Below are 18,821 nucleotides of genomic sequence, written 5' to 3'. Positions count from 1 at the left end.
AATGTTGCTGACGACAACCTATACCAGAACGGATGCCCCGTCCAGTGCGGGTCAGCCTCGCGAGGCGATGGCGAGGCTCGTGCCGGCGAAGACCGCCGACACGCACGCGCCGGCACCCGCCCTCCGCATAGCCTCACCGCTCACCGTCGTCAAGCCCCATGCGTCGGAAGGCCTGCGCGACCAGGATCTCCTTACGACGTGAGGAGGCGCCCCATGGTTCTCGAGAGGCCCTCCTCGCCCGCACGCCGAGGCTTCCGGTCGCGTGCGATGCCCTCCCTGCGAGAGCTGCCGTTGCGGATGCCGGAGCCGCCGCCCCCGCAGGACTCGGCCGTCCGGTGGGACCGCGTGGGCCTCGACCGCTACGAGGTGAAGGCCAGCGGCACGACTGTGGGCTTCATCGACGTGGTCGGCGCGGTGTTCGTGGTGCTGCGCGGCGCACGCTACGACCGCGCGGTCGAGGTGCTGCAGACACTCGACTTCGCCACCGCCGTGCAGTCCATCTGCCCCGCAGTCACGGAGCCGCAGGCCTCGGCCGGGCCGTCTCGCACCTGACGGGCGCCGACCGCCCCGCTCGCCACGGCGGCGACGCCCCGCCCCGTCTCACGGACGTGACCGCCGCCGCGTCGCCTCTACAGTGAGGGGATGAGCGATCCGGTCGGCAGCCGCCAGGCGAACCTCGCGCGACTGCTGCGCATCGTCCACCTGGAAGGCCCGGTCTCACGGGCCACGCTGACCGCCGCGACCGGCCTCAACCGCTCCACGATCGCCGATCTCGTCGGCGACCTGGTCGCCCTGGGCGTGGCGGAGGAGCGGGCTCCCGACCCCAGCCGGCGCGTCGGGCGGCCCTCGCCGATGGTCACCGCCCATCCGCGGGTCATCGCCATCGCGGTGAACCCGGAGGTCGACGCGCTCTCCATCGCCGCCGTGGGGCTCGACCGCCGGGTGCGCCGCCGCGAGCGCATCGAGATGACCGAGCTGCTCACGCCCGAGCGCACGGCGGCTCTCATCGCCGAGTGCATCTCGCAGTGGCGCCGGGACGATCTCGCCGGAACGGTCATCGCGGGCATCGGAATCGCCGTGCCCGGACTCGTGCGGGCGACGGACGGAATGGTCCGCGACGCCCCTCACCTCCAGTGGCGGGACGTCGCCCTGCGCGAGCTGGTCCAGGAGACCACCGGGCTTCCGGTGGCCGTGGGCAACGACGCCGCGATGGGCGTGGTCGCCGAGCACCTGTTCGGAGCCGCCGAGGGGATCGACGACGTCGTCTACCTCAACGGCGGCGCGAGCGGCATCGGAGGCGGGCTCATCGTGCAGGGCATCCCCGTCGGCGGCGCGTCGGGGTACTCGGGCGAGTTCGGCCAGAACCGCCCGGGCATCGCGTCGCCGACCGACCGCCGCGCGGCCGACGGCGTGCTGGAGGACGAGGTCAGCCGTGCCCGCCTGCTCGCCGCCCTCGGGCGCGGCAACGCCGACGAGCCGGAGCTCGCCGAGCTGCTGCGCACGTCGGACGCTCCCGGGGTGGCCGAGGAGGTCGCCCGGCAGCGCCGCATCCTCGCCACCGCACTGGCCAACGCGGTGAATGTGCTCAATCCGGCGGTCGTCGTTCTCGGCGGATTTCTGGCGATGCTCGCCGACCACGACCTGCCCGGCCTCACGCGCGCCGTCGTCGCGCAGACGATGCCCGCGAACGGCGAGGATCTCGAGATCCGGGCGGCCGCGCTCGCGGAGGACCGGCTGCTGATCGGAGCGGCCGAGGCCGCCTTCGCGGAGCTGCTGCACGACCCGTCGGCGATCGCGCTCCGCTGAGAGAGCCCGGGTCAGGCGGGAGCGGCCGTCGTCGCGCGCGGAACCAGCCGGGTCGGCAGCGTCACGTGCGTGACCTCGGGCTGCTCGCCCTGCATGAGGGCCAGCAGCAGCCTCGCCGCCTCGGCGCCGAGGGTCTGCATCGGCTGGCGCACAGTGGACAACGCCGGGGACGACTTGGATGCCTCGGGCACATCGTCGAACCCGATGATCGAGAGGTCGCGAGGGACGTCGAGGCCGAGCTCGGCGGCCACCTTGACGATCTCCATGGCCGAGATGTCGTTGGCCGCGAAGATCGCGGTCGGCCGGTCCGGCCGGCGGAGCATCTCGAGCGCCGCCATCCGGACCGCGTCCTGACGGTAGCTGCCCGAACCCACCAGCGCCGGATCCACCGGGAGTCCGGCATCCGTCAACGCCCTCCGGTAGCCGGCGTCGCGCGCGATCGAGGAGCGCAGGTCGGGGCGCCCGGCGATGAACCCGATGCGGAAGTGGCCGAGCTCGATCAGGTGCCTCGTCGCCAGGAGCGCGCCGCCGAAGCTGTCGCACTCGACCGTCGGCAGGTCGGCGGGGCCGGTGTGCGGGTCGATCGCGACGAGCGGCACCTCCGCGCTGACGTTCACGACGGTGGGCGTGACCATGATCGCGCCGTCGATCAGGGTTCCGCTGAGGCGCGACAGCGACCGGCGCTCCCAGCCGTCCGCGGCGCCGCGCGACCCCGTGTACGCCAGCAGGTCGTACCGCGAGTCGCGCAGCGCCTGGCCGACTCCCTTGAGGATCTCGGCACTGAACGGCTCGAAGTCGGCGACGAGCACGCCGATCACGCCGGTCTTGCGTGAGCGCATGCTGCTGGCGATGAGGCTGGACTCGTACCCGAGCTCGGCGACGACCGCGAGCACGCGGTCCACCGTCTCGCTCGAGACGCCGTACCGCCCGTTGACCGCCTTCGACACCGTCGCCACCGAGACGCCCGCGGCCGCGGCGACGTCGGTGATGGTGGGGCGGCGCTTCATGATCTCGAAAGCATAACGCGATGGAAACCGTTTTCGAAAACGTTTGACATTGGTTTGTTGGCATTTCAGACTTTTCAGACCCCGGGCCGAGCTCCGGGGCCGCGCGACCCCGATCGCGCAGACAAGGCACCGCGAAGCAGAGGTGCTCCTCGAAGGAGAGAACGGAATCACATGAAGCGCAACAGGATCCTCGCGGGTTCGGCTGCACTCGTCGCCGGCGTGCTCGCACTCGCCGGCTGCGGTGCGGGCGGCTCGGGCGAGAGCAGCGACGGCAGCGTCGAGATGACGCTGTGGCAGAACTCCACCACCGGCCCCGGACAGCAGTTCTGGAAGGACGCGATCGCCGCGTTCGAGGAGGAGAACCCCGGCGTCACGATCAAGATGCAGTCCGTCCAGAACGAGGACATGGACGGCAAGCTCCAGACGGCGCTCAACGCCGGTGATCCGCCCGACATCTTCCTCCAGCGCGGCGGCGGCAAGCTGGCCGCGATGGTGCAGGCCGGGCAGCTCAAAGACCTCACCGACCTCATCTCGGACGACATCAAGAGCGAGATCCCCGAGGGATCCTTCGCCGCCGAGACGTACCAGGACAAGGTGTGGGCGATGCCGCTCTCGGTGCTGCCGGGTGGCTTCTTCTACAGCCAGGACGCGTTCGACAACGCCGGCATCACCGAGAACCCCGAGACGATCGACGAGCTGAAGGACGCGGTCGGCAGCCTGAAGGAGACGGGCATCGAGCCCATCGCCCTCGGCGCCAAGGCCGCCTGGCCCGCCGCGCACTGGTACTACTTCTTCGCGCTGCGCGAGTGCAGCCCGGAGGTCATCGAGGAGACCGGCGACACCAAGGACTTCAGCGACGAGTGCTGGCTGCGCGCCGGCGAGGACCTGCAGGACTTCGCGTCGATCGACCCCTTCAACGAAGGCTTCCTGACCACCGAGCCCCAGCAGGGCGCGGGCAGCTCGGCCGGCCTCATCGCGAACCGCAAGGCGGCGATGGAGCTCATGGGCGCGTGGGACCCGGGCGTGATCGCCTCCCTGACGCCCGACCAGAAGCCGCTTCCCGACCTGGCGTGGTTCCCGTTCCCGGAGATCTCCGGTGGCGAGGGTGAGCCGGGCTCGATGATGGGCGGCCTCGACGGATACTCCTGCGCGGCAGACGCCCCGGACGAGTGCGCGGACTTCCTGAACTTCGTCGCCAGCGCCGAGCAGCAGACGGCCTACTACAAGGCCTTCAACTCGCCGCCGGTCAACACCGTGGCGCAGGAGGCCGTGACCGAGCCCTACCTGCAGCAGATCCTCGAGGCGTACAACGCCGCGCCGTTCGTCTCGCAGTGGCTCGACACGGTGCTCGGCCAGAACGTCGGGAACGCGCTCAACGTGGCCGTCGTCGACATGCTGGCGGGCAACAGCGACCCCGAGAAGCTCGTCGAAGCCGTCAACGCGGCAGGCAAGCAGGGCTGATCGTGACCACCCGCGAGATGTCTTCCGACGCTCGCGGCCTTGCAGAGCACGACGGGGGCGGCGTCACGCCGCCCCCGTCGGTGCCGCAGGGCCGCCGACGTCCCCGTGGCCTGGGGTGGGCGGGCCGCCTCGAGGTCGCGATCCTGGTGGGTCCGGCCCTGATCTTCTTCCTCGGCTTCGTGATCTTCCCGGTCATCATGGCCGCGTACTACGGGTTCTTCCGCTGGTCCGGATTCGGTCCCGCCACCGACTTCATCGGCCTGCAGAATTACGTCACGATCTTCACCGACCCGATCTTCCAGCAGGCCCTCGGGCACAACGCCTTCATCGTCGTCGCCTCGCTGGTGCTGCAGGGCCCCCTCGCGGTCCTGCTGGCGCTGCTGCTCAACCGCCGGATGCGCGGCCAGTCGATCATCCGCGTGCTGATCTTCGTCCCGTACGTCATCGCCGAGGTCATCGTCGGCACGGGCTTCAGCCTCATGCTCGCCACCACCGGAGCGGTCAACAGCTTCCTCGAGAAGGTCGGGCTCGGCGCGTTCGCGCAGGACTGGCTCGCCGACCCCAGCATCGCGATCTGGACCCTCATGGCGATCCTGACGTGGAAGTACATCGGCTTCGCCGTCATCCTCTTCCTCGCCGGCCTCCAGGGCATCCCGCAAGAGCTCTACGAGGCCGCCGCGATCGACGGCGCGTCCTACTGGCAGATCCAGCGGTCCATCACCCTGCCGCTGCTGGGCCCGACCCTGCGGATCTGGGCGTTCCTCTCCATCATCGGCGCGCTGCAGCTCTTCGACCTCGTCTACATCATCTGGGGTCAGTACGTGTCGTCCGTTGCGGGCACCAACACGATGGCGATCTACATGGTCGCGACCGGACGCAACTCCGGCAACTTCGGGTACGGCAGCGCCGTGGCCGTCGTCATCTTCGTCATCTCGCTGGTGGTCGCACTGATCTACCAGCGCACGATCCTTCGCCGTGACACGGCAGGGGCCATCACAGAGAGGGGTGTCAAGTGAGCGCCACCGACTCCATGAGCACCCGGACCATCATGATCCGCGACACCGTCCCGTCGCGGCGCCGCGACGTCAACAAGCTGCCGTGGGGCAGCCCCGCGGTGTACTTCATCGCCCTGCTGGTCATCGCGCTGATGCTCGGGCCGGTGCTGTACATCATCATCGGCGGCTTCCGCACGAACTCCGAGATCACCGTCGACCCGTCGGGCCTGCCAGTCGACTGGAACCCGCAGAACTACGTCGACGTCCTCACCAGCGGCCTGTTCTGGAACGAGGTGCTGAACTCCACGGTGGTGGGCCTCGCCACGACCGCCGGCGCGGTGGTGCTGGGCCTCATGGCCAGCTACGTCATCGCGCGGTATCAGTTCGTCGGGCGCGGGGCGCTGTACGCGCTCTTCGCCGCGGGCCTGATGTTCCCCATCACGGTCGCGATCACGCCGCTGTACATCGTGGTGCGCAACCTCGGCCTCATGAACTCGCTGCCGGGGGTCATCCTCCCGCAGATCGCGTTCGCCCTGCCGACGACCATCATCATCCTGGTGCCGTTCCTGAAGGCGATCCCGGACGAGATCCAGGAGGCCGCCTACATCGATGGCTGCGGTCGCCTGTCGTTCTTCTGGCGGATGGTGCTGCCGCTGGCAGTGCCCGGCGTGATCACCGTCGGCATCCTCGCCTTCATCGGAAGCTGGAACGGATATCTCCTGCCGCTGTTCATCCTGAACGACGAGTCCACGTTCACCCTCCCGCTCGGAGTCCAGGCGTTCTCGTCCCAGTACTCGGTCGACACGGCGAAGGTGCTCGCCTTCACGTCGCTGTCGATGCTGCCCGCGCTGGTGTTCTTCAGCCTCTTCGAGCGCCGGATCGTCGGCGGCCTGACGGGAGCGGTCAAGGGATGAGCGGTACGGAACTGCCCGCGGTGTCCGAGCGGGTGCGGTCGCTGCATGCCCGCATGAGCCTCGACGAGAAGCTCGCGCAGCTGGTCGGCTACTGGGTCGATCAGGGTGACGAGGTGGTCGCGCCGATGGCCGGCGAGATGGTCACCACCACGCGATACGAGGATGCGACCGCCCACGGGATCGGCCACCTCACGCGCGTCTACGGCACGCGCCCGGTGGAGCCGGTCGAGCGGGCCGCGTGGCTGTGGTCGGAGCAGCGACGCCTGCGCGAGCAGACGCCGCTGGGCATCCCGGCCATCGTGCACGAGGAGTGCCTCACGGGCCTTGCCGCCTGGAAGGCCGGAACCCTGCCGACCCCGCTGGCGTGGGGGGCCGCTTTCGACCCGGAGCTGACCGAGGAGCTCGGGGCGGCGATCGGCCGGTCGATGGCCGAGCTCGGCATCCACCAGGGGCTTGCTCCGGTGCTGGACGTCGTGACGGACCCGCGATGGGGCCGCGTGGACGAGTGCATCGCCGAGGACCCCTATGTGGTGGGCACGATCGGCACGGCCTACGTCCGCGGCCTGCAGTCGGCCGGGGTGCACGCGACGCTCAAGCACTTCGCGGGGTACTCCGCGTCGCAGGCCGGACGCAACCACGCCCCCGTCCACATGGGCACCCGGCGGCTGCAGGACGTCATCCTGCCGCCGTTCGAGATGGCCGTGCGGGACGGCGCCGTGCGATCGGTCATGAACTCGTACGCCGAGATCGACGGCGTGCCCGTGGCATCCGATCCGGACCTCCTCACCGGCGTCCTGCGCGAGCAGTGGGGCTTCGACGGCACGGTGGTCGCCGACTACTTCTCGGTGGCCTTCCTCCACGCCCTGCACGGGGTGGCGGCGGACCTCGGCGAAGCCGCGATCCTGGCGCTGCGTGCGGGGATCGACATCGAGCTGCCGACCGGCGACGCGTTCACCGCGCCGCTGCGCGAGCGGCTCGAGGCCCACCCCGAAGACATCGCCGTGGTCGACCGCGCCGTGCTGCGCGTGCTGTCGCAGAAGGAGGAGCTCGGCCTCCTCGACGCCGACTTCTCGACGCCGCCGAGCACGGTCGAGCTCGACGGGCCGGAGCTGCGGGCACTCGCCCGCCGGGCCGCCGAGGAGTCCCTCGTGCTGCTGAGCAACGACGGCGTGCTCCCGCTCGCCGACCCGCGCCGGATCGCCGTGCTCGGCCCCAACGCCGACGCGGCGGAAGCCCTGATGGGCTGCTACTCGTTCGCGAACCACGTGCTCGCGCATCATCCCGGCGTTGCGCTCGGCTTCGAGATCCCCACGATCGCCGAGGCGCTGCGGGCCGAGTTCCCGCGCGCCGAGCTCGTGCTCGAGCGCGGCTGCGATGTGGAGGACAGCGACCCCCGCGGCATCGCCGACGCGGTGCGCGCCGCCGCCTCCGCGGACGTGGCGGTGGTGGTGGTGGGCGACCGCGCCGGCCTCTTCGGCCGGGGAACCGTCGGCGAGGGCAACGACATCGACGACCTCGAGCTGCCGGGAGCGCAGCGCCGCCTCGTCGAGGAGGTCGTGGCCACCGGCACCCCGACGGTCGTGATCGTCGTCTCGGGACGGCCGTATGCGATCGGGTGGATGCTGGACGGGCCGTCGTCCGCCGGCGCCGTGGTGCAGGCGTTCTTCCCCGGCGAGGAGGGCGGCCCCGCGCTGGCCAGCCTCGTGTCGGGCGCCGCGGAGCCTTCGGGGCGTCTGCCGGTGTCGCTTCCCCGCTCGGCCGGGGCGCAGCCGTACACCTACCTGCACCCGGTGCTGGGAGGGCCGACCGAGATCACCAGCGCCGACAACACGCCGGCGCTGCCCTTCGGTCACGGGCTGACGTACACCCGCTTCGCGCGCGAGGACCTGGCTGCGTCCGACGCCGCCACCGGCGGTGCCCTCACGGCGACCGTGCGCGTGACGAACACGGGCGGGCGCCCGGGAACCGACGTGGTGCAGCTCTACGCCCGCGACGTGGTCGCATCCGTCACGCGGCCGGTGGCTCAGCTCCTCGCGTACCAGCGCGTGACGCTGGAGCCGGGCGAGTCGGCGACCGTCGAGTTCACGGTGCCCACGACGCGCCTGGCGTTCACCGGGCGCGACGGGCGTCGCATCGTCGAGCCCGGCGCGGTGGACCTCTGGGTCGGCCCGTCGTGCGCCGAGCGCGACACCGAGACCCGCATCGAGCTGCACGGCGACGTGCACGCGGTCACCGCGCGTGACGCCCGCATGGCGACCGCGTCGGTGTCGGCCCTGGTCCCCGAGACCCGCTGAGCCCACCGCCCCGGGCCGCCTCCGTGCGCCCGGGGCGGTGACCCAGGCGGCGCCGCGTCTCTGCAGGAGACGCAGCGGCGCCGCGCTCCTGTGGGAGCCCGGTGACCGTCGAAAGGCAGACGGGGTCTGCGAGTACCGCCGACGTGGCGACCTCAGGCCAGGTCGAGCTCCACGGTCGCGAACGAGTGCGGCGGCAGCGACACCGACAGCACGCGGCCGTCGAGCGACGTGGGGAGGGGTGTCGGGGAGACGGCGTCGGGCGCCTCAGGAGTGTTGTGGGCTGCGGCATCCGTCCCCGTCAGCACGCGCGCCCGCCGCACCGTCGCGGCGCGGCCACGCAGGTCGACGCGCACGTCGAGCGCCGCCTCGTGCGAGAGGTTCGACAGGGACACCAGCGCCGATCCGTCGGTCGTCGAGGCCGAGATCGAGAGTCCCGGGACGCCGTCGGCCACCGTCGGCGCCGACAGCACGTGGGCGGCGAGGGCGGTGGCGTCGTGGTGGCCCCGGTTCATCTCGAACACGTGGTAGGTGGGGGTCAGCACCATCGCGCCGTCGTCGTCGGTGAGGATCATCGCCTGCAGCACGTTGAGCGTCTGCGCGATGTTGGCCATCTTCAGACGCCCCGCGTGCCGGTGGAAGGCGTCGAAGTGCACGGCAGCCACGAGCGCATCGCGCACCGTGTTCTGCTGGTACAGGAAGCCGGGGTTCGTGCCCGGCTCCACGTTCCACCAGGTGCCCCACTCGTCGAGGATGAGGCCGATCGTCCGGTCCGGATCGTAGGAGTCCATCACCGCCTCGTGGCGGCGGATCACCCGCTCGACGTCCAGCGCCTTGCGCATCGTGCCGTAGTACTCGTCCTCGGTGAACGAGGTCGCCGACTCGGTGTTGATGCCCCCGCCGGCGTGCGAGTAGTAGTGGAACGACACGCCCTGGAACACCGGGGCCGGGGTCGAGCCGCAGGTGAGGCATCCGAGCGATTCCATGAGCGCCCGCGTCCAGGTGATGTCGTCGTCCGACGCGCCGGCCGCGATGCGATAGAGCTCGTTGCCGCCGTGGTTTCGGCAGAACGTGCCGTAGCGGCGCGCCTCGAGCGCGTACTGCTCCGCGGTCATGTTGCCACCGCAGCCCCAGGCCTCGTTGCCGATGCCCCAGAAGGGCACGCGCCACGGCTCGTCGCGGCCGTTCTCGCGGCGCAGGCGCGCCATCGGGCTGTCGCCGTCGCGCGTGAGGTACTCGACCCACTCGCTCATCTCGCGGACCGTGCCGCTGCCGACGTTGCCGTTGACGTACGCGTCGGCGCCGAGCATCTCGCACAGGTCCATGAACTCGTGCGTTCCGAAGTGGTTGTTCTCGACGATGTCGCCCCAGTGGGTGTTCACCATCTGCGGGCGGCTCTCGCGCGGGCCGATGCCGTCGCGCCAGTGGTATTCGTCGGCGAAGCAGCCGCCGGGCCAGCGGAGGTTCGGGATGCCGAGTGCCCGCAGCGCCTCGACGACGTCGGAGCGGATGCCGCGCACGTTCGGGATCTGCGAGTCCTCGCCGACCCAGAAGCCGCCGTAGATGCAGCGGCCGAGGTGCTCGGCGAAGTGCCCGTAGAGGTGGCGGCTGATGACGTCGCCGGGGACGTCGAGGTCGATCACGGCGCGGGCGGTGGTCACAGGTCTCTCCAGGCGGCGGCGGGCGTGAGGGGAACGAGGGCGGGGCGCTCGACGGTCGTGTGCAGCGCCTCGCGCACGCCGGAGGCGGCGGAGGCAGCGAGGGCGGTCATGATCTCGAGCACGTGGTGGGCCATCGCGCCGGAGGCGCGGCCCGGACCGACGGCGAAGTCGACCAGCCCGATGCCGCGGCCGGCGTCGGCGTATCCCGCAGACGGCGGGAGGGTCTCCCAGGCGCCGCCGCGGCGATGCAGCTGCACGTCGCCGGTGAACATGTTGGGGTCGGGCACGATGAGGGACCCGTCGACGCCGTGCACCTCGATCGGCGCCGCCGTCGAGCGGACCCCGTCGAAGCTCATGGTCACGGTCGACAGCGCGCCGGAGGCGTGGTGCAGGATGCCGGTGAGATGCGTGTCGACGTCGACGCCGATGCGCTCCCCCGCGCGCGGTCCGGATCCGATCACGCGCTCGTCGCGCGACCGCGAGGCGGCCCCCGAGACGGCGGCCACCGGACCGAGCAGCTGCACGAGGGACGTGACGTAGTACGGCCCCATGTCCAGGAGCGGTCCGCCGCCTTCGCGATAGTAGAAGTCGGGGTGCGGATGCCACGACTCGTGGCCCGCCGAGATCCACATCGCCGACGCCGACACCGGGCGGCCGATGAGTCCCTCGTCGACCGCGGCGCGGGCGGTCTGGACGCCGGTGCCGAGGACCGTGTCCGGAGCGGCGCCGATGCGCACGCCCGCGGCGGCCGCGGCATCCGTCACCCGTGCCGCGTCGTCGAGCGTGGCCGCGAGCGGCTTCTCGCCGAAGACGTCCTTGCCCTGGGCGATCGCCGCGAGCGCCACCTCGGCGTGGGCCGCGGGGATGGTGAGGTTGAGCACGGTGTCGACGTCGGGGTCGGCGACCAGCTCGGCCGTCGTGAGCGCCCGCGCGCCGGGGATCGCGTCGGCCGCGGCCTGAGCGCGCGCCGCGTCGAGGTCGGCGACCGCGACGATCTGCACACCCGACACGCCACGGAGGGTGTCGAGGTACTGGCCCGAGATGTAGCCGGTGCCGACGATGCCGACGCGGGTCACCGCGCCGCCCACAGCAGCCCCCGCTCGATGATGGTGCGGACGTTCGGATCCTGGAGCACGTCGACGCTGTGGCCGGGTGTCGCGACGAAGACGCGGCCCTTGCCCCAGTCGCGCGTCCACACCGCGGGCGAGGTGATCGGGCGGTGCCACGGGTGGTACGGCTGCACCGGGTGGGTGGTGGTGGCCAGCACGTCGTTGAGGTCGTCGTGCAGCACCCAGTACTGCTCGGTCGTGAGGGTGAAGTCGTCGAGGCCGGCGGTGATCTCGTGGGTGCGCCCGAGATCGGTCAGCTCGACCGTGTAGGGGAGGTAGTTGTCGGTCTCGTCGCCGTGCACCTCGTCGGGGTGCTTGGAGGGATGCGTGGCGAACTGTCCGCCGACGAGCTGCAGATAGTCCGAACTCGCGCGGAACGAGTCGGCGACCCCGCCGTGCCAGCCGGCGAGCCCGGCGCCGGCGGCGACGGCGTCGCGGAGCCCGGTCACGGCCTCGCGGGAGGCCTCGGACATGGTGACGCACTGGAGCACGAGGTCCACCCCCGCCATGCGCTCGGCGTCGGAATAGACCTCGGGATCGCCTTCGACCGAGACATCGAAGCCGCTGTCGCGGAGGAACGGCAGGAAGAGGTCGGTCGCCTCGACGGGATGGTGTCCGTCCCATCCGCCGCGGACGACGAGGGCGGTGCGGGTCATGCGGGATCCCTCCTTCGGGCGCGCGGGCCGGCGATGGCCCGTCCAGCCACAGACGATGCCATCCGGCGCCCCACCGGTCGAGAAACTTGCGCAAAACTGGATCCATGCCTGCCCGCGTCACCCTCGCCGCCGTCGCCGCCCACGCCGGCGTCAGCGTGGCGACGGCCTCGCGGGCGCTCTCGGGGCGCGGCGACCTCGCCGCCGCCACGCGGCGTCGCGTGCTCGCCTCCGCCCGCGCGCTCGGGTACCTCCGCGATCCCGCCGTGGGCGGCCGCCCCGCCGGGTCGGCGCGGCTGGTCGACCTGGTGCTCGGGGGGTATCACAACGCGTATTCCGACGAGGTCACCGCCGGCGCGCGCAGCGCCGCGGCGGCGGCCGGCTATGACCTGGTGCTCACCGAGGAGCGCGACACCCCGGACGACGACTGGCCGATGCGGGTGCGTCGGCGGGGCTCGGCGGGCGTCGTCCTCGGACTCATCTCACCCACCGCGTCGCAGCTCGTGGCGCTCACGGACGCCGAGATCCCGGTGGTGCTGATGGATCCGCAGGCCGAGACGTCGCGGGGTCTCACCAGCGTGCGCACGACCGATCGCGAGGGCGGCGCCGCCGCGGCTGCGCACCTCGCCGCGCGCGGCGCGACACGGTTCGCGATCGTGCTCGGCAGCCCGCCGTACCGGTACGGCCGCGCCCGCCACGACGGCTTCCGCGACGGCCTGCGCGCCGCGCGCCCCGCGGCGGAGCACGTGACCCTGCAGGCAGACTGGGGCGCGGCATCCGCCCGCGAGGCGGCGCTGCCCCTGCTGCGCGCGGTCCCCGCCGGCGAGCGCCTCGGGGTGTTCGCCTGCTCGGACGAGATGGCCGCGGGCGTGTACGCCGCGGCGGCCGCTGCGGGCCGGAGCATTCCCGACGAGGTCCTCGTCGTCGGGTTCGACGACCTGCGCGGCGCGCGGTGGCTGACACCGCCCCTCACCACGGTGCGCCAGCCGATCCGCGAGATGGCGGCCGCCGCCGTCACGGCGCTCACCGCCGCCGCCGCCGGGGCCACGCTCCCCCCGGGCCCGATCATGCTCCCCACCCGCCTCATCCCGCGCGGCTCGACCTGACGCCGCGGCGCGAGGGATCCGCACGGACAGCGTGGCCGCGGCATCCGAACCGGACGAAACGTCCCCTCCGGGCGCGCGGGGCACGCGAGTAGCGTGGGGAGGACGACCGACGGAAGGCCTCTCATGTCCACCACCGCGCAGTCCGTGACCCGACGCCCGGCCCGCAGCGACGCGGAGCTGCAGCAGATGGCGAAGGACCACCTGTGGATGCACTTCGCCCGTCAGTCGGTGATGACCGACGGCCAGGGCGTGCCCATCATCGTCAAGGGCGAGGGGCATCACATCTGGGACTCCCAGGGCAAGAAGTACATCGACGGGCTCGCCGGACTCTTCGTCGTGGCCGCCGGCCACGGCAGGCGCCGGCTCGCCGAGGTGGCCGCCAAGCAGGCCGAGCAGCTGGCGTTCTTCCCGATCTGGTCGTACGCGCACCCGGCCGCCATCGAGCTCGCCGACCGCCTCGCGGACTACGCGCCCGGCGACCTCAACAAGGTGTTCTTCTCCACCGGCGGCGGGGAGGCGGTCGAGACGGCGTTCAAGCTCGCGAAGTACTACTGGAAGATCCAGGGCCGGCCCACCAAGCACAAGGTGATCTCCCGCTCGGTGGCCTACCACGGCACGCCCCAGGGTGCGCTCGCGATCACCGGCATCCCGGCGATGAAGTCCATGTTCGAGCCGGTGACCCCCGGCGGGTTCCGCGTGCCGAACACCAACTTCTACCGGGCCGACGACATGGGCGCGCCCACCCACGACCTCGAGGCGTTCGGCGTGTGGGCGGCCGACCGCATCGAGGAGATGATCCTCTTCGAGGGTCCCGACACCGTCGCGGCCGTCTTCCTCGAGCCGGTGCAGAACTCCGGCGGATGCTTCCCGCCGCCGCCCGGGTACTTCCAGCGCGTGCGGCAGATCTGCGACGCCTACGACGTGCTGCTGGTGTCGGACGAGGTCATCTGCGCGTTCGGCCGGATCGGCCACATGTTCGGATGCGACGCCTACGGGTACGTGCCCGACATGATCACATGCGCTAAGGCCATGACCAGCGGCTACTCCCCCATCGGGGCCACGATCGTCAGCGACAGGATCTACGAGCCGTTCGCGCACGGCGACCGCGCCTTCTACCACGGCTACACGTTCGGCGGTCACCCGGTCTCGGCGGCGGTCGCGATGGAGAACCTCGACATCTTCGAGGAGGAGGGGCTGAACGAGCACGTGCGGGAGAACTCGCCGCTGTTCCGCTCCGCGCTGGAGAAGCTCACCGACCTGCCGATCGTCGGCGACGTGCGTGGCGACGGCTACTTCTTCGGCATCGAGCTGGTGAAGGACAAGGCGACCAAGGAGACCTTCGACGACGACGAGTCCGAGCGGCTGCTGCGCGGGTTCCTGTCGAAGGCGCTGTTCGACGCGGGGCTGTACTGCCGGGCCGACGACCGCGGCGACCCCGTCATCCAGCTCGCCCCGCCGCTCACCATCGGCCCGGCGGAGTTCGACGAGATCGAGCAGATCCTCCGCGGCGTGCTGACGGAGGCGTGGACGCGGCTCTGACGCGGTGTGGTGAGGGTGACTCTGCGATGAACCGCGCCGAGGCCCGCGTCAGTCGTTCTCGTCGGCGTCGGACTCTTCGGGCTCGGGGACGACGTGGAGCCCGTTCGGACCGCTCGCGGTGCGCATGAGCTCTTCGACCCAGCGCCGGTTGATGCGGGGCTGGCGTCCGCCGAAGAAGTGGAACTGCAGCGGCACCGAAGGGTGGATCCAGAAGCTGCGGCGGCCGCTCCCGTCCCCGATCTCGACGTCGAACATGAAGGGTTCGGAGCGCCGCAGCTTGTTCATCATGACGATGCGGAGGTGGGCGAGAGTGCGGTCCTCGATGTCGACCGCGTTCGCGTTCGTGTCGTAGATGAACCTGCCCATGGCAGGAGCCTAGCGGCTGGCGCCCGCGGCGCGAATGGCGCGGCGAAACGACTGGCGCGGCATCCGTCTCGGCTTCCGTGGCTCAGAACGGCCAGACGAGGGGCACGTACAGCACAGCCATCGCCAGGAAGAAGAGCACCAGCGGCAGGCCGAGCCGCCAGTAGTCGCCGAACCGGTAGCCCGCGGGCTCCATCACCATCAGGTTCGCCGGCGTCGCGATCGGCGTCAGGAAAGCCGCCGCGCCGGCGACCGCGAGCCCCATCATGAAGGGCTGCACCGATACGTCGAGCGTCTGAGCGACCGCGATCGCGATCGGGGCGACGATGAGCACCGTCGCGACGTTGCTGATCAGCTGGCCGAGCACGACCGTGAGCAGCCCGAGCGTGAGCAGCGCGACCTGAGGACCCGCGTCGCCCAGCAGTGACAGCATCCATCCGGCGACGAGGTCGGCTGTTCCGGTGCTGATGAAGGCCGTGGACAGCGGGATCATTCCCGCGATGAGCACGACCGTCGTCCACGAGATCGCGTGGGAGGCCTGCGGGACGCTCACGGTGCGGGTCAGCACCAGCGCGCACGCGGCGAGCAGCGCGGCGATCGCCGCGGGCACCACACCGGTCGCGAGCAGCACGATCATCGCCAGAAGGACGCCGATCGCCCGCTTCGCGCCGGGGCCGAGAGGCACCGACCGGCGCAGCAGGGCCGGGTCGTCCACGGCGAGCATCCCCGGTTCACGGGCGCGCCGCGAGAGGTCGTCCCATGTGCCCTGGAGCAGCAGGGCGTCGCCCGCCTGCAGGACGAACTCCGTGCCGGCGAGGTGCTCGTCGCCCCGGCGCCCGGCCAGCACGACGAGATCGCCGTCGGGCGTCGTCATGCCCGCGTAGACGCGCTGGCCGATGAGCGCCGACCGCGGCGGGACGACGACCTCCGTGACGCCGCTCGTGGGTCCGAGCAGCGTCCCGGTGTCGAGGGTGAGGGAGTACTGCTGTCGCAGCATGCGCGCGTGGCGCGCGAGGTCGACGGGCATGAGGCCGCCGGGGCGCTCGGGAAGGAGGCGTCCGCCGAGGAGCAGGATGACGACGGTCCCGAGCAGCACGGGGATGCCGACGAGCGCGAACTCGAAGAACCCGAACTCCCGCCCGCCGGCGTCGGCGGCGAGTTCGGACACGAGGATGTTCACCGGCGTGCCGGTGAGCAGCAGCAGGGAGCCTGCGGATGCCGCGAACGCGAGCGGCATGAGCAGCTTCGACGACGGCTGCCCGGCGCGCGCGGCGACGACGACCACCAGCGGCAGGAGCGCCGCGACCGCGCCGTTGATGCTGATGAGCGCCGTCACGGCAGCGACGAGCAGCGAGATCACCGCGATCAGCGACCGTCGCCCGGTGCCCGCCCGGCCGATCACCCGCTGGCCCGCCCACGCCGTCACGCCCGTGGAGTCAAGGGCCTCACTCACCACGAACAGCGCGGCGATGAACAGAACGGTCGGATCGCCGAAGCCGGCCAGCGCCTCCGGGAGCGTCAGGACGCCGGTGAAGAACAGTGCCAGCGCCACGCCGATCGCCACGACCGCGATCGGCACGCGGTTGCTCACGAAGGCGGCCACCGCGAGCCCCAGGATCGCGAGGGTCGCGGCGACGGGGTCCACGCGCCCAGCGTAGCCACCGCCGCAGCTCGGGCGCCCTCCCGACGGCTGGGGTCGGCACCGAGGAACCGGTGTCCCAGGCGGCTTCGACCGATCGACCGGGCCTCGACAGGCGCCTCTGCGAGGGAGGACTCCTGCACGACCCCGGTTGACCTGTCGGCCGGCGTGGCTGAAGCTGCTCCCCGAGCGGGGACACTCAGCCGCGGAGAGCCGCCAGGCCCGCCACGTCGTAGGCGAGCTCGACGGCCTCGAAGACCGCGGCGTCGATCGTCCGGGGCGCGAACGCGTCGCCGATGGTGACGACGCGGGGGGCGGCATCCGTCACCACACCGGCGATCCCGACCGACGCGCGAGGCTCGACCGCTACGACGGCGTCCACGCCCGCGACGGTGTCGGCGACCCCGGTCAACCCGTCGATGACCTGGATCGCCCCGCGCTCGACGACATCGACGCGGTGCGCGGTGCGCCGGCGGAACCCGCCGTGTGCGCCGAGCCGCTCCAGCAGCAGCGGCCGGTCGTACCCCGCGCCGATGTGGGGGAACACGGTCTCGAACGGCGTGACCAGCTCGAGCTCGTCGACATGAGGCAGCAGCGTGAGGACGATGCCGGCGGCGTACGCGGTCCCGTCGGCGTCGACGACGGCGAGGCGGCGTCCGAGCGGGCGCTCCCCCGCGCCGGCGGCGGCCACCGCCGCGGCTGCGGCGAAGGCGTCGACCGTGCCCGCCGCCGGGAAGCCGTCCGCGTACGCACCGCCGAGCGCGAGCGACGTCGCCGGCGGGGCGGCAGCGCCGGTCGCCACGACGATCCCGTCGGCACCCTCCGCCCGCAGCGACGCGGCGGTCGCCGCCACGCCGAGCCGGACGTCAACGCCGGCCGCCGCGAGGTCGCGCTCGAGGTCGTCGACGAGCAGGCCGACGCTCTCGCGGCCGGGCACGCGCCGGGCGAGCCGCAGCTGGCCGCCGAGCGCGTCCGCCTTCTCGAGCAGCGTCACGGCGTGCCCGTCGGTCGCGAGCTCGACTGCGGCGCGCATGCCGGCCGGTCCCCCGCCCACCACGATCCACCGCTGCGGCGTCGTGGTGCGGGGCCGTTCGCCCCGCTCGAGCTCGCGCCCCGCGAGCGGATTCACCGTGCACGACATCGCCAGGCCGCGGCTGCCACGGCCGAGGCATCCCTGGTTCAGCCGGATGCAATGACGGATGCCTCTCCGCACGCCGTCGGCCGCCTCGAGCCCGATCAGCTTGCGGCCGAGGTCGGGGTCGGCGATCTGCGCGCGGGTGAGGGCGACCATGTCAGCCGTGCCGGACGCGACGACCTCCTCGGCCTCTTCGACGCTGCGGGCCGCGCCGACGCCGAAGACCGGGACGTCGGGGTTGGCGGCCTTGACCGCGGCGACGTCGTCCCGCAGCCAGGCGTAGGGCATCGGCGACGAAGGGAAGACGTAGTGCACGTTGTGGTAGCCGCCGCCGGCGAGGTCGAGGAAGTCGATGCGCGCCTCCGCACGCAGCCGCGCGATCACCTCGCGCATCCCGGAGCCGTCGATGCCGTCGGGGTGGAACTCGTTCGCCACGATCCGGATGCCGACCGTGAAGTCGTCGCCGACCCGCGCGCGCACCGCCCGCAGCACCTCGCGGGGGAAGCGGGTGCGCCCCTCGAGGTCGCCGCCGTATTCGTCGCCGCGCGCGTTGTACAGCGGTGAGAGGAACTGGTGCAGCAGGTAGCCGTGGGCCATGTGGATCTCGACGCCGTCGAAGCCGCCGTCGCGGGCGTGCTCCGCCGACAGCGCCCAGCCGTCGACGAGAGCCGCGATGTCGTCGTGATCCATCTCGCGCGTGGCGTGCCCGGTCGACGGCGAGAGCATGCGCGACGGCGCGTACACCGCCCGCGGCCCGTCGGGGCCGTCGGGCTGCGCCTGCGCGCCGTGGTGGTTGAGCTGCACGAAGATCCGGGCGCCGGCCTCGTGGACGGCATCCGTCATCCTCCTCGACGCGGCGACGCCCTCCGGACGGTAGGCGTCCTGGAAGCCGCGGATCGACGCGGTGGGGTGCACGAAGTGATTGCCGGCGACGAAGAGACCGCAGCCTCCGCGCGCCCGTCGCACGTAGTAGGCCGCCTCGCGCCCGGACTCGACGCGATCGGAGTACTGCTTCGAGTGCGCCGTCTGCATGATGCGGTTGGGCACCGTCACCGCCCCGATCCGCAGCGGCTCGGCGAGGACGGAGGAGCGGATGCCGGGACTCGCGGTCATCCTCCGAGCCTACGTCCGCGGCATCCGCT

The 18,821-nt window shown here is 71.9% G+C and carries 16 protein-coding genes; 9 read left to right on the top strand and 7 right to left on the bottom strand.

Annotated elements, in window-relative coordinates; genetic code table 11:
* The first annotated feature begins 1 nt into the window (after position 1).
* From IR212_RS02080 to IR212_RS02070, 3 genes are all read left to right on the top strand, one after another.
* Positions 2-202 (top strand): hypothetical protein, encoded by a 201-nt coding sequence (locus IR212_RS02080; protein ID WP_194397379.1) that lies wholly within the window; start codon positions 2-4, stop codon positions 200-202.
* Positions 203-267: 65 nt separating this feature from the next.
* The gene (locus tag IR212_RS02075) at positions 268-552 is read left to right on the top strand and encodes a hypothetical protein (RefSeq protein ID WP_228479441.1); all 285 of its coding nucleotides are present in this window, start codon (positions 268-270) and stop codon (positions 550-552) included.
* A gap of 90 nt (positions 553-642) precedes the next feature.
* Entirely contained in the window at positions 643-1,806 is a 1,164-nt protein-coding gene (locus IR212_RS02070) for an ROK family protein (protein ID WP_194397377.1), read from the top strand.
* Between the two features lie 11 nt (positions 1,807-1,817).
* On the opposite strand, the gene IR212_RS02065 is transcribed toward IR212_RS02070, so the two are convergent.
* A complete protein-coding gene (locus tag IR212_RS02065; RefSeq protein ID WP_194397376.1) occupies positions 1,818-2,813 on the bottom strand; it encodes a LacI family DNA-binding transcriptional regulator in 996 nt (331 codons plus the stop codon).
* Between the two features lie 171 nt (positions 2,814-2,984).
* Between IR212_RS02065 and IR212_RS02060 the strand changes: the two genes are divergently transcribed.
* Genes IR212_RS02060 through IR212_RS02045 form a run of 4 tightly spaced genes read left to right on the top strand, consistent with a single transcriptional unit; the run spans position 2,985 to position 8,477 of the window.
* Positions 2,985-4,274, top strand: a complete 1,290-nt coding sequence (locus IR212_RS02060) for an ABC transporter substrate-binding protein (protein WP_194397375.1) — start codon at positions 2,985-2,987, stop codon at positions 4,272-4,274.
* A 17-nt stretch (positions 4,275-4,291) separates the two neighbouring features.
* Complete coding sequence (locus IR212_RS02055) at positions 4,292-5,290, top strand: carbohydrate ABC transporter permease (RefSeq protein ID WP_194398471.1); 999 nt, start codon at positions 4,292-4,294, stop codon at positions 5,288-5,290.
* A 32-nt stretch (positions 5,291-5,322) separates the two neighbouring features.
* Complete coding sequence (locus IR212_RS02050) at positions 5,323-6,183, top strand: carbohydrate ABC transporter permease (RefSeq protein ID WP_228479589.1); 861 nt, start codon at positions 5,323-5,325, stop codon at positions 6,181-6,183.
* The gene (locus IR212_RS02045; RefSeq protein ID WP_194397374.1) at positions 6,180-8,477 is read left to right on the top strand and encodes a beta-xylosidase/alpha-l-arabinosidase; all 2,298 of its coding nucleotides are present in this window, start codon (positions 6,180-6,182) and stop codon (positions 8,475-8,477) included. Before IR212_RS02050 ends, IR212_RS02045 begins: the two co-directional genes overlap by 4 nt.
* A 152-nt stretch (positions 8,478-8,629) precedes the next feature.
* Here the strand turns inward: IR212_RS02045 and IR212_RS02040 are convergent, their stop codons facing one another.
* From IR212_RS02040 to IR212_RS02030, 3 genes are read right to left on the bottom strand one after another with little or no spacing between them, the layout of a single operon-like run.
* Positions 8,630-10,135: an alpha-N-arabinofuranosidase gene (locus IR212_RS02040; protein WP_194397373.1), complete on the bottom strand. Its 1,506-nt coding sequence runs from the start codon at positions 10,133-10,135 to the stop codon at positions 8,630-8,632.
* Positions 10,132-11,211 carry a Gfo/Idh/MocA family protein gene (locus IR212_RS02035; protein ID WP_194397372.1) on the bottom strand — a complete coding sequence of 360 codons (1,080 nt, stop codon included), beginning with the start codon at positions 11,209-11,211 and terminating at the stop codon, positions 10,132-10,134. Before IR212_RS02035 ends, IR212_RS02040 begins: the two co-directional genes overlap by 4 nt.
* Positions 11,208-11,900: a ThuA domain-containing protein gene (locus tag IR212_RS02030; protein ID WP_194397371.1), complete on the bottom strand. Its 693-nt coding sequence runs from the start codon at positions 11,898-11,900 to the stop codon at positions 11,208-11,210. Before IR212_RS02030 ends, IR212_RS02035 begins: the two co-directional genes overlap by 4 nt.
* A 104-nt stretch (positions 11,901-12,004) precedes the next feature.
* Between IR212_RS02030 and IR212_RS02025 the strand changes: the two genes are divergently transcribed.
* On the top strand, positions 12,005-13,003 hold the full coding sequence (locus tag IR212_RS02025; RefSeq protein ID WP_194397370.1) for a LacI family DNA-binding transcriptional regulator: 999 nt from the start codon (positions 12,005-12,007) through the stop codon (positions 13,001-13,003).
* Between the two features lie 123 nt (positions 13,004-13,126).
* A complete protein-coding gene (locus IR212_RS02020) occupies positions 13,127-14,542 on the top strand; it encodes an aspartate aminotransferase family protein (RefSeq protein ID WP_194397369.1) in 1,416 nt (471 codons plus the stop codon).
* A gap of 48 nt (positions 14,543-14,590) precedes the next feature.
* Here IR212_RS02020 and IR212_RS02015 read toward each other — a convergent pair whose 3' ends face one another.
* From IR212_RS02015 to IR212_RS02005, 3 genes are all read right to left on the bottom strand, one after another.
* Positions 14,591-14,908, bottom strand: a complete 318-nt coding sequence (locus tag IR212_RS02015; protein WP_194397368.1) for a DUF7882 family protein — start codon at positions 14,906-14,908, stop codon at positions 14,591-14,593.
* An 82-nt stretch (positions 14,909-14,990) separates the two neighbouring features.
* Positions 14,991-16,550 carry an SLC13 family permease gene (locus tag IR212_RS02010; protein WP_194397367.1) on the bottom strand — a complete coding sequence of 520 codons (1,560 nt, stop codon included), beginning with the start codon at positions 16,548-16,550 and terminating at the stop codon, positions 14,991-14,993.
* Positions 16,551-16,743: 193 nt separating this feature from the next.
* A complete protein-coding gene (locus tag IR212_RS02005; protein ID WP_194397366.1) occupies positions 16,744-18,792 on the bottom strand; it encodes an oxidoreductase in 2,049 nt (682 codons plus the stop codon).
* Positions 18,793-18,821 lie beyond the last annotated feature (29 nt).

The organism is Microbacterium atlanticum (assembly GCF_015277815.1).
GTDB classification, from domain to species: domain Bacteria; phylum Actinomycetota; class Actinomycetes; order Actinomycetales; family Microbacteriaceae; genus Microbacterium; species Microbacterium atlanticum.
Note: the sequence above shows the minus strand (reverse complement) of the source record. Positions and strands in the feature narration are given on the sequence as shown.

What these genes read in the sequence shown, in the direction of transcription:
- IR212_RS02080 (WP_194397379.1), top strand. Translation starts at nt 2, where the DNA reads ATGTTGCTGACGACAACCTATACCAGAACGGATGCCCCGTCCAGTGCG.
- IR212_RS02075 (WP_228479441.1), top strand. Translation starts at nt 268, where the DNA reads ATGCCCTCCCTGCGAGAGCTGCCGTTGCGGATGCCGGAGCCGCCGCCC.
- IR212_RS02070 (WP_194397377.1), top strand. Translation starts at nt 643, where the DNA reads ATGAGCGATCCGGTCGGCAGCCGCCAGGCGAACCTCGCGCGACTGCTG.
- IR212_RS02065 (WP_194397376.1), bottom strand. Translation starts at nt 2,813, where the DNA reads ATGAAGCGCCGCCCCACCATCACCGACGTCGCCGCGGCCGCGGGCGTC.
- IR212_RS02060 (WP_194397375.1), top strand. Translation starts at nt 2,985, where the DNA reads ATGAAGCGCAACAGGATCCTCGCGGGTTCGGCTGCACTCGTCGCCGGC.
- IR212_RS02055 (WP_194398471.1), top strand. Translation starts at nt 4,292, where the DNA reads ATGTCTTCCGACGCTCGCGGCCTTGCAGAGCACGACGGGGGCGGCGTC.
- IR212_RS02050 (WP_228479589.1), top strand. Translation starts at nt 5,323, where the DNA reads ATGATCCGCGACACCGTCCCGTCGCGGCGCCGCGACGTCAACAAGCTG.
- IR212_RS02045 (WP_194397374.1), top strand. Translation starts at nt 6,180, where the DNA reads ATGAGCGGTACGGAACTGCCCGCGGTGTCCGAGCGGGTGCGGTCGCTG.
- IR212_RS02030 (WP_194397371.1), bottom strand. Translation starts at nt 11,900, where the DNA reads ATGACCCGCACCGCCCTCGTCGTCCGCGGCGGATGGGACGGACACCAT.
- IR212_RS02025 (WP_194397370.1), top strand. Translation starts at nt 12,005, where the DNA reads ATGCCTGCCCGCGTCACCCTCGCCGCCGTCGCCGCCCACGCCGGCGTC.
- IR212_RS02020 (WP_194397369.1), top strand. Translation starts at nt 13,127, where the DNA reads ATGTCCACCACCGCGCAGTCCGTGACCCGACGCCCGGCCCGCAGCGAC.
- IR212_RS02015 (WP_194397368.1), bottom strand. Translation starts at nt 14,908, where the DNA reads ATGGGCAGGTTCATCTACGACACGAACGCGAACGCGGTCGACATCGAG.
- IR212_RS02005 (WP_194397366.1), bottom strand. Translation starts at nt 18,792, where the DNA reads ATGACCGCGAGTCCCGGCATCCGCTCCTCCGTCCTCGCCGAGCCGCTG.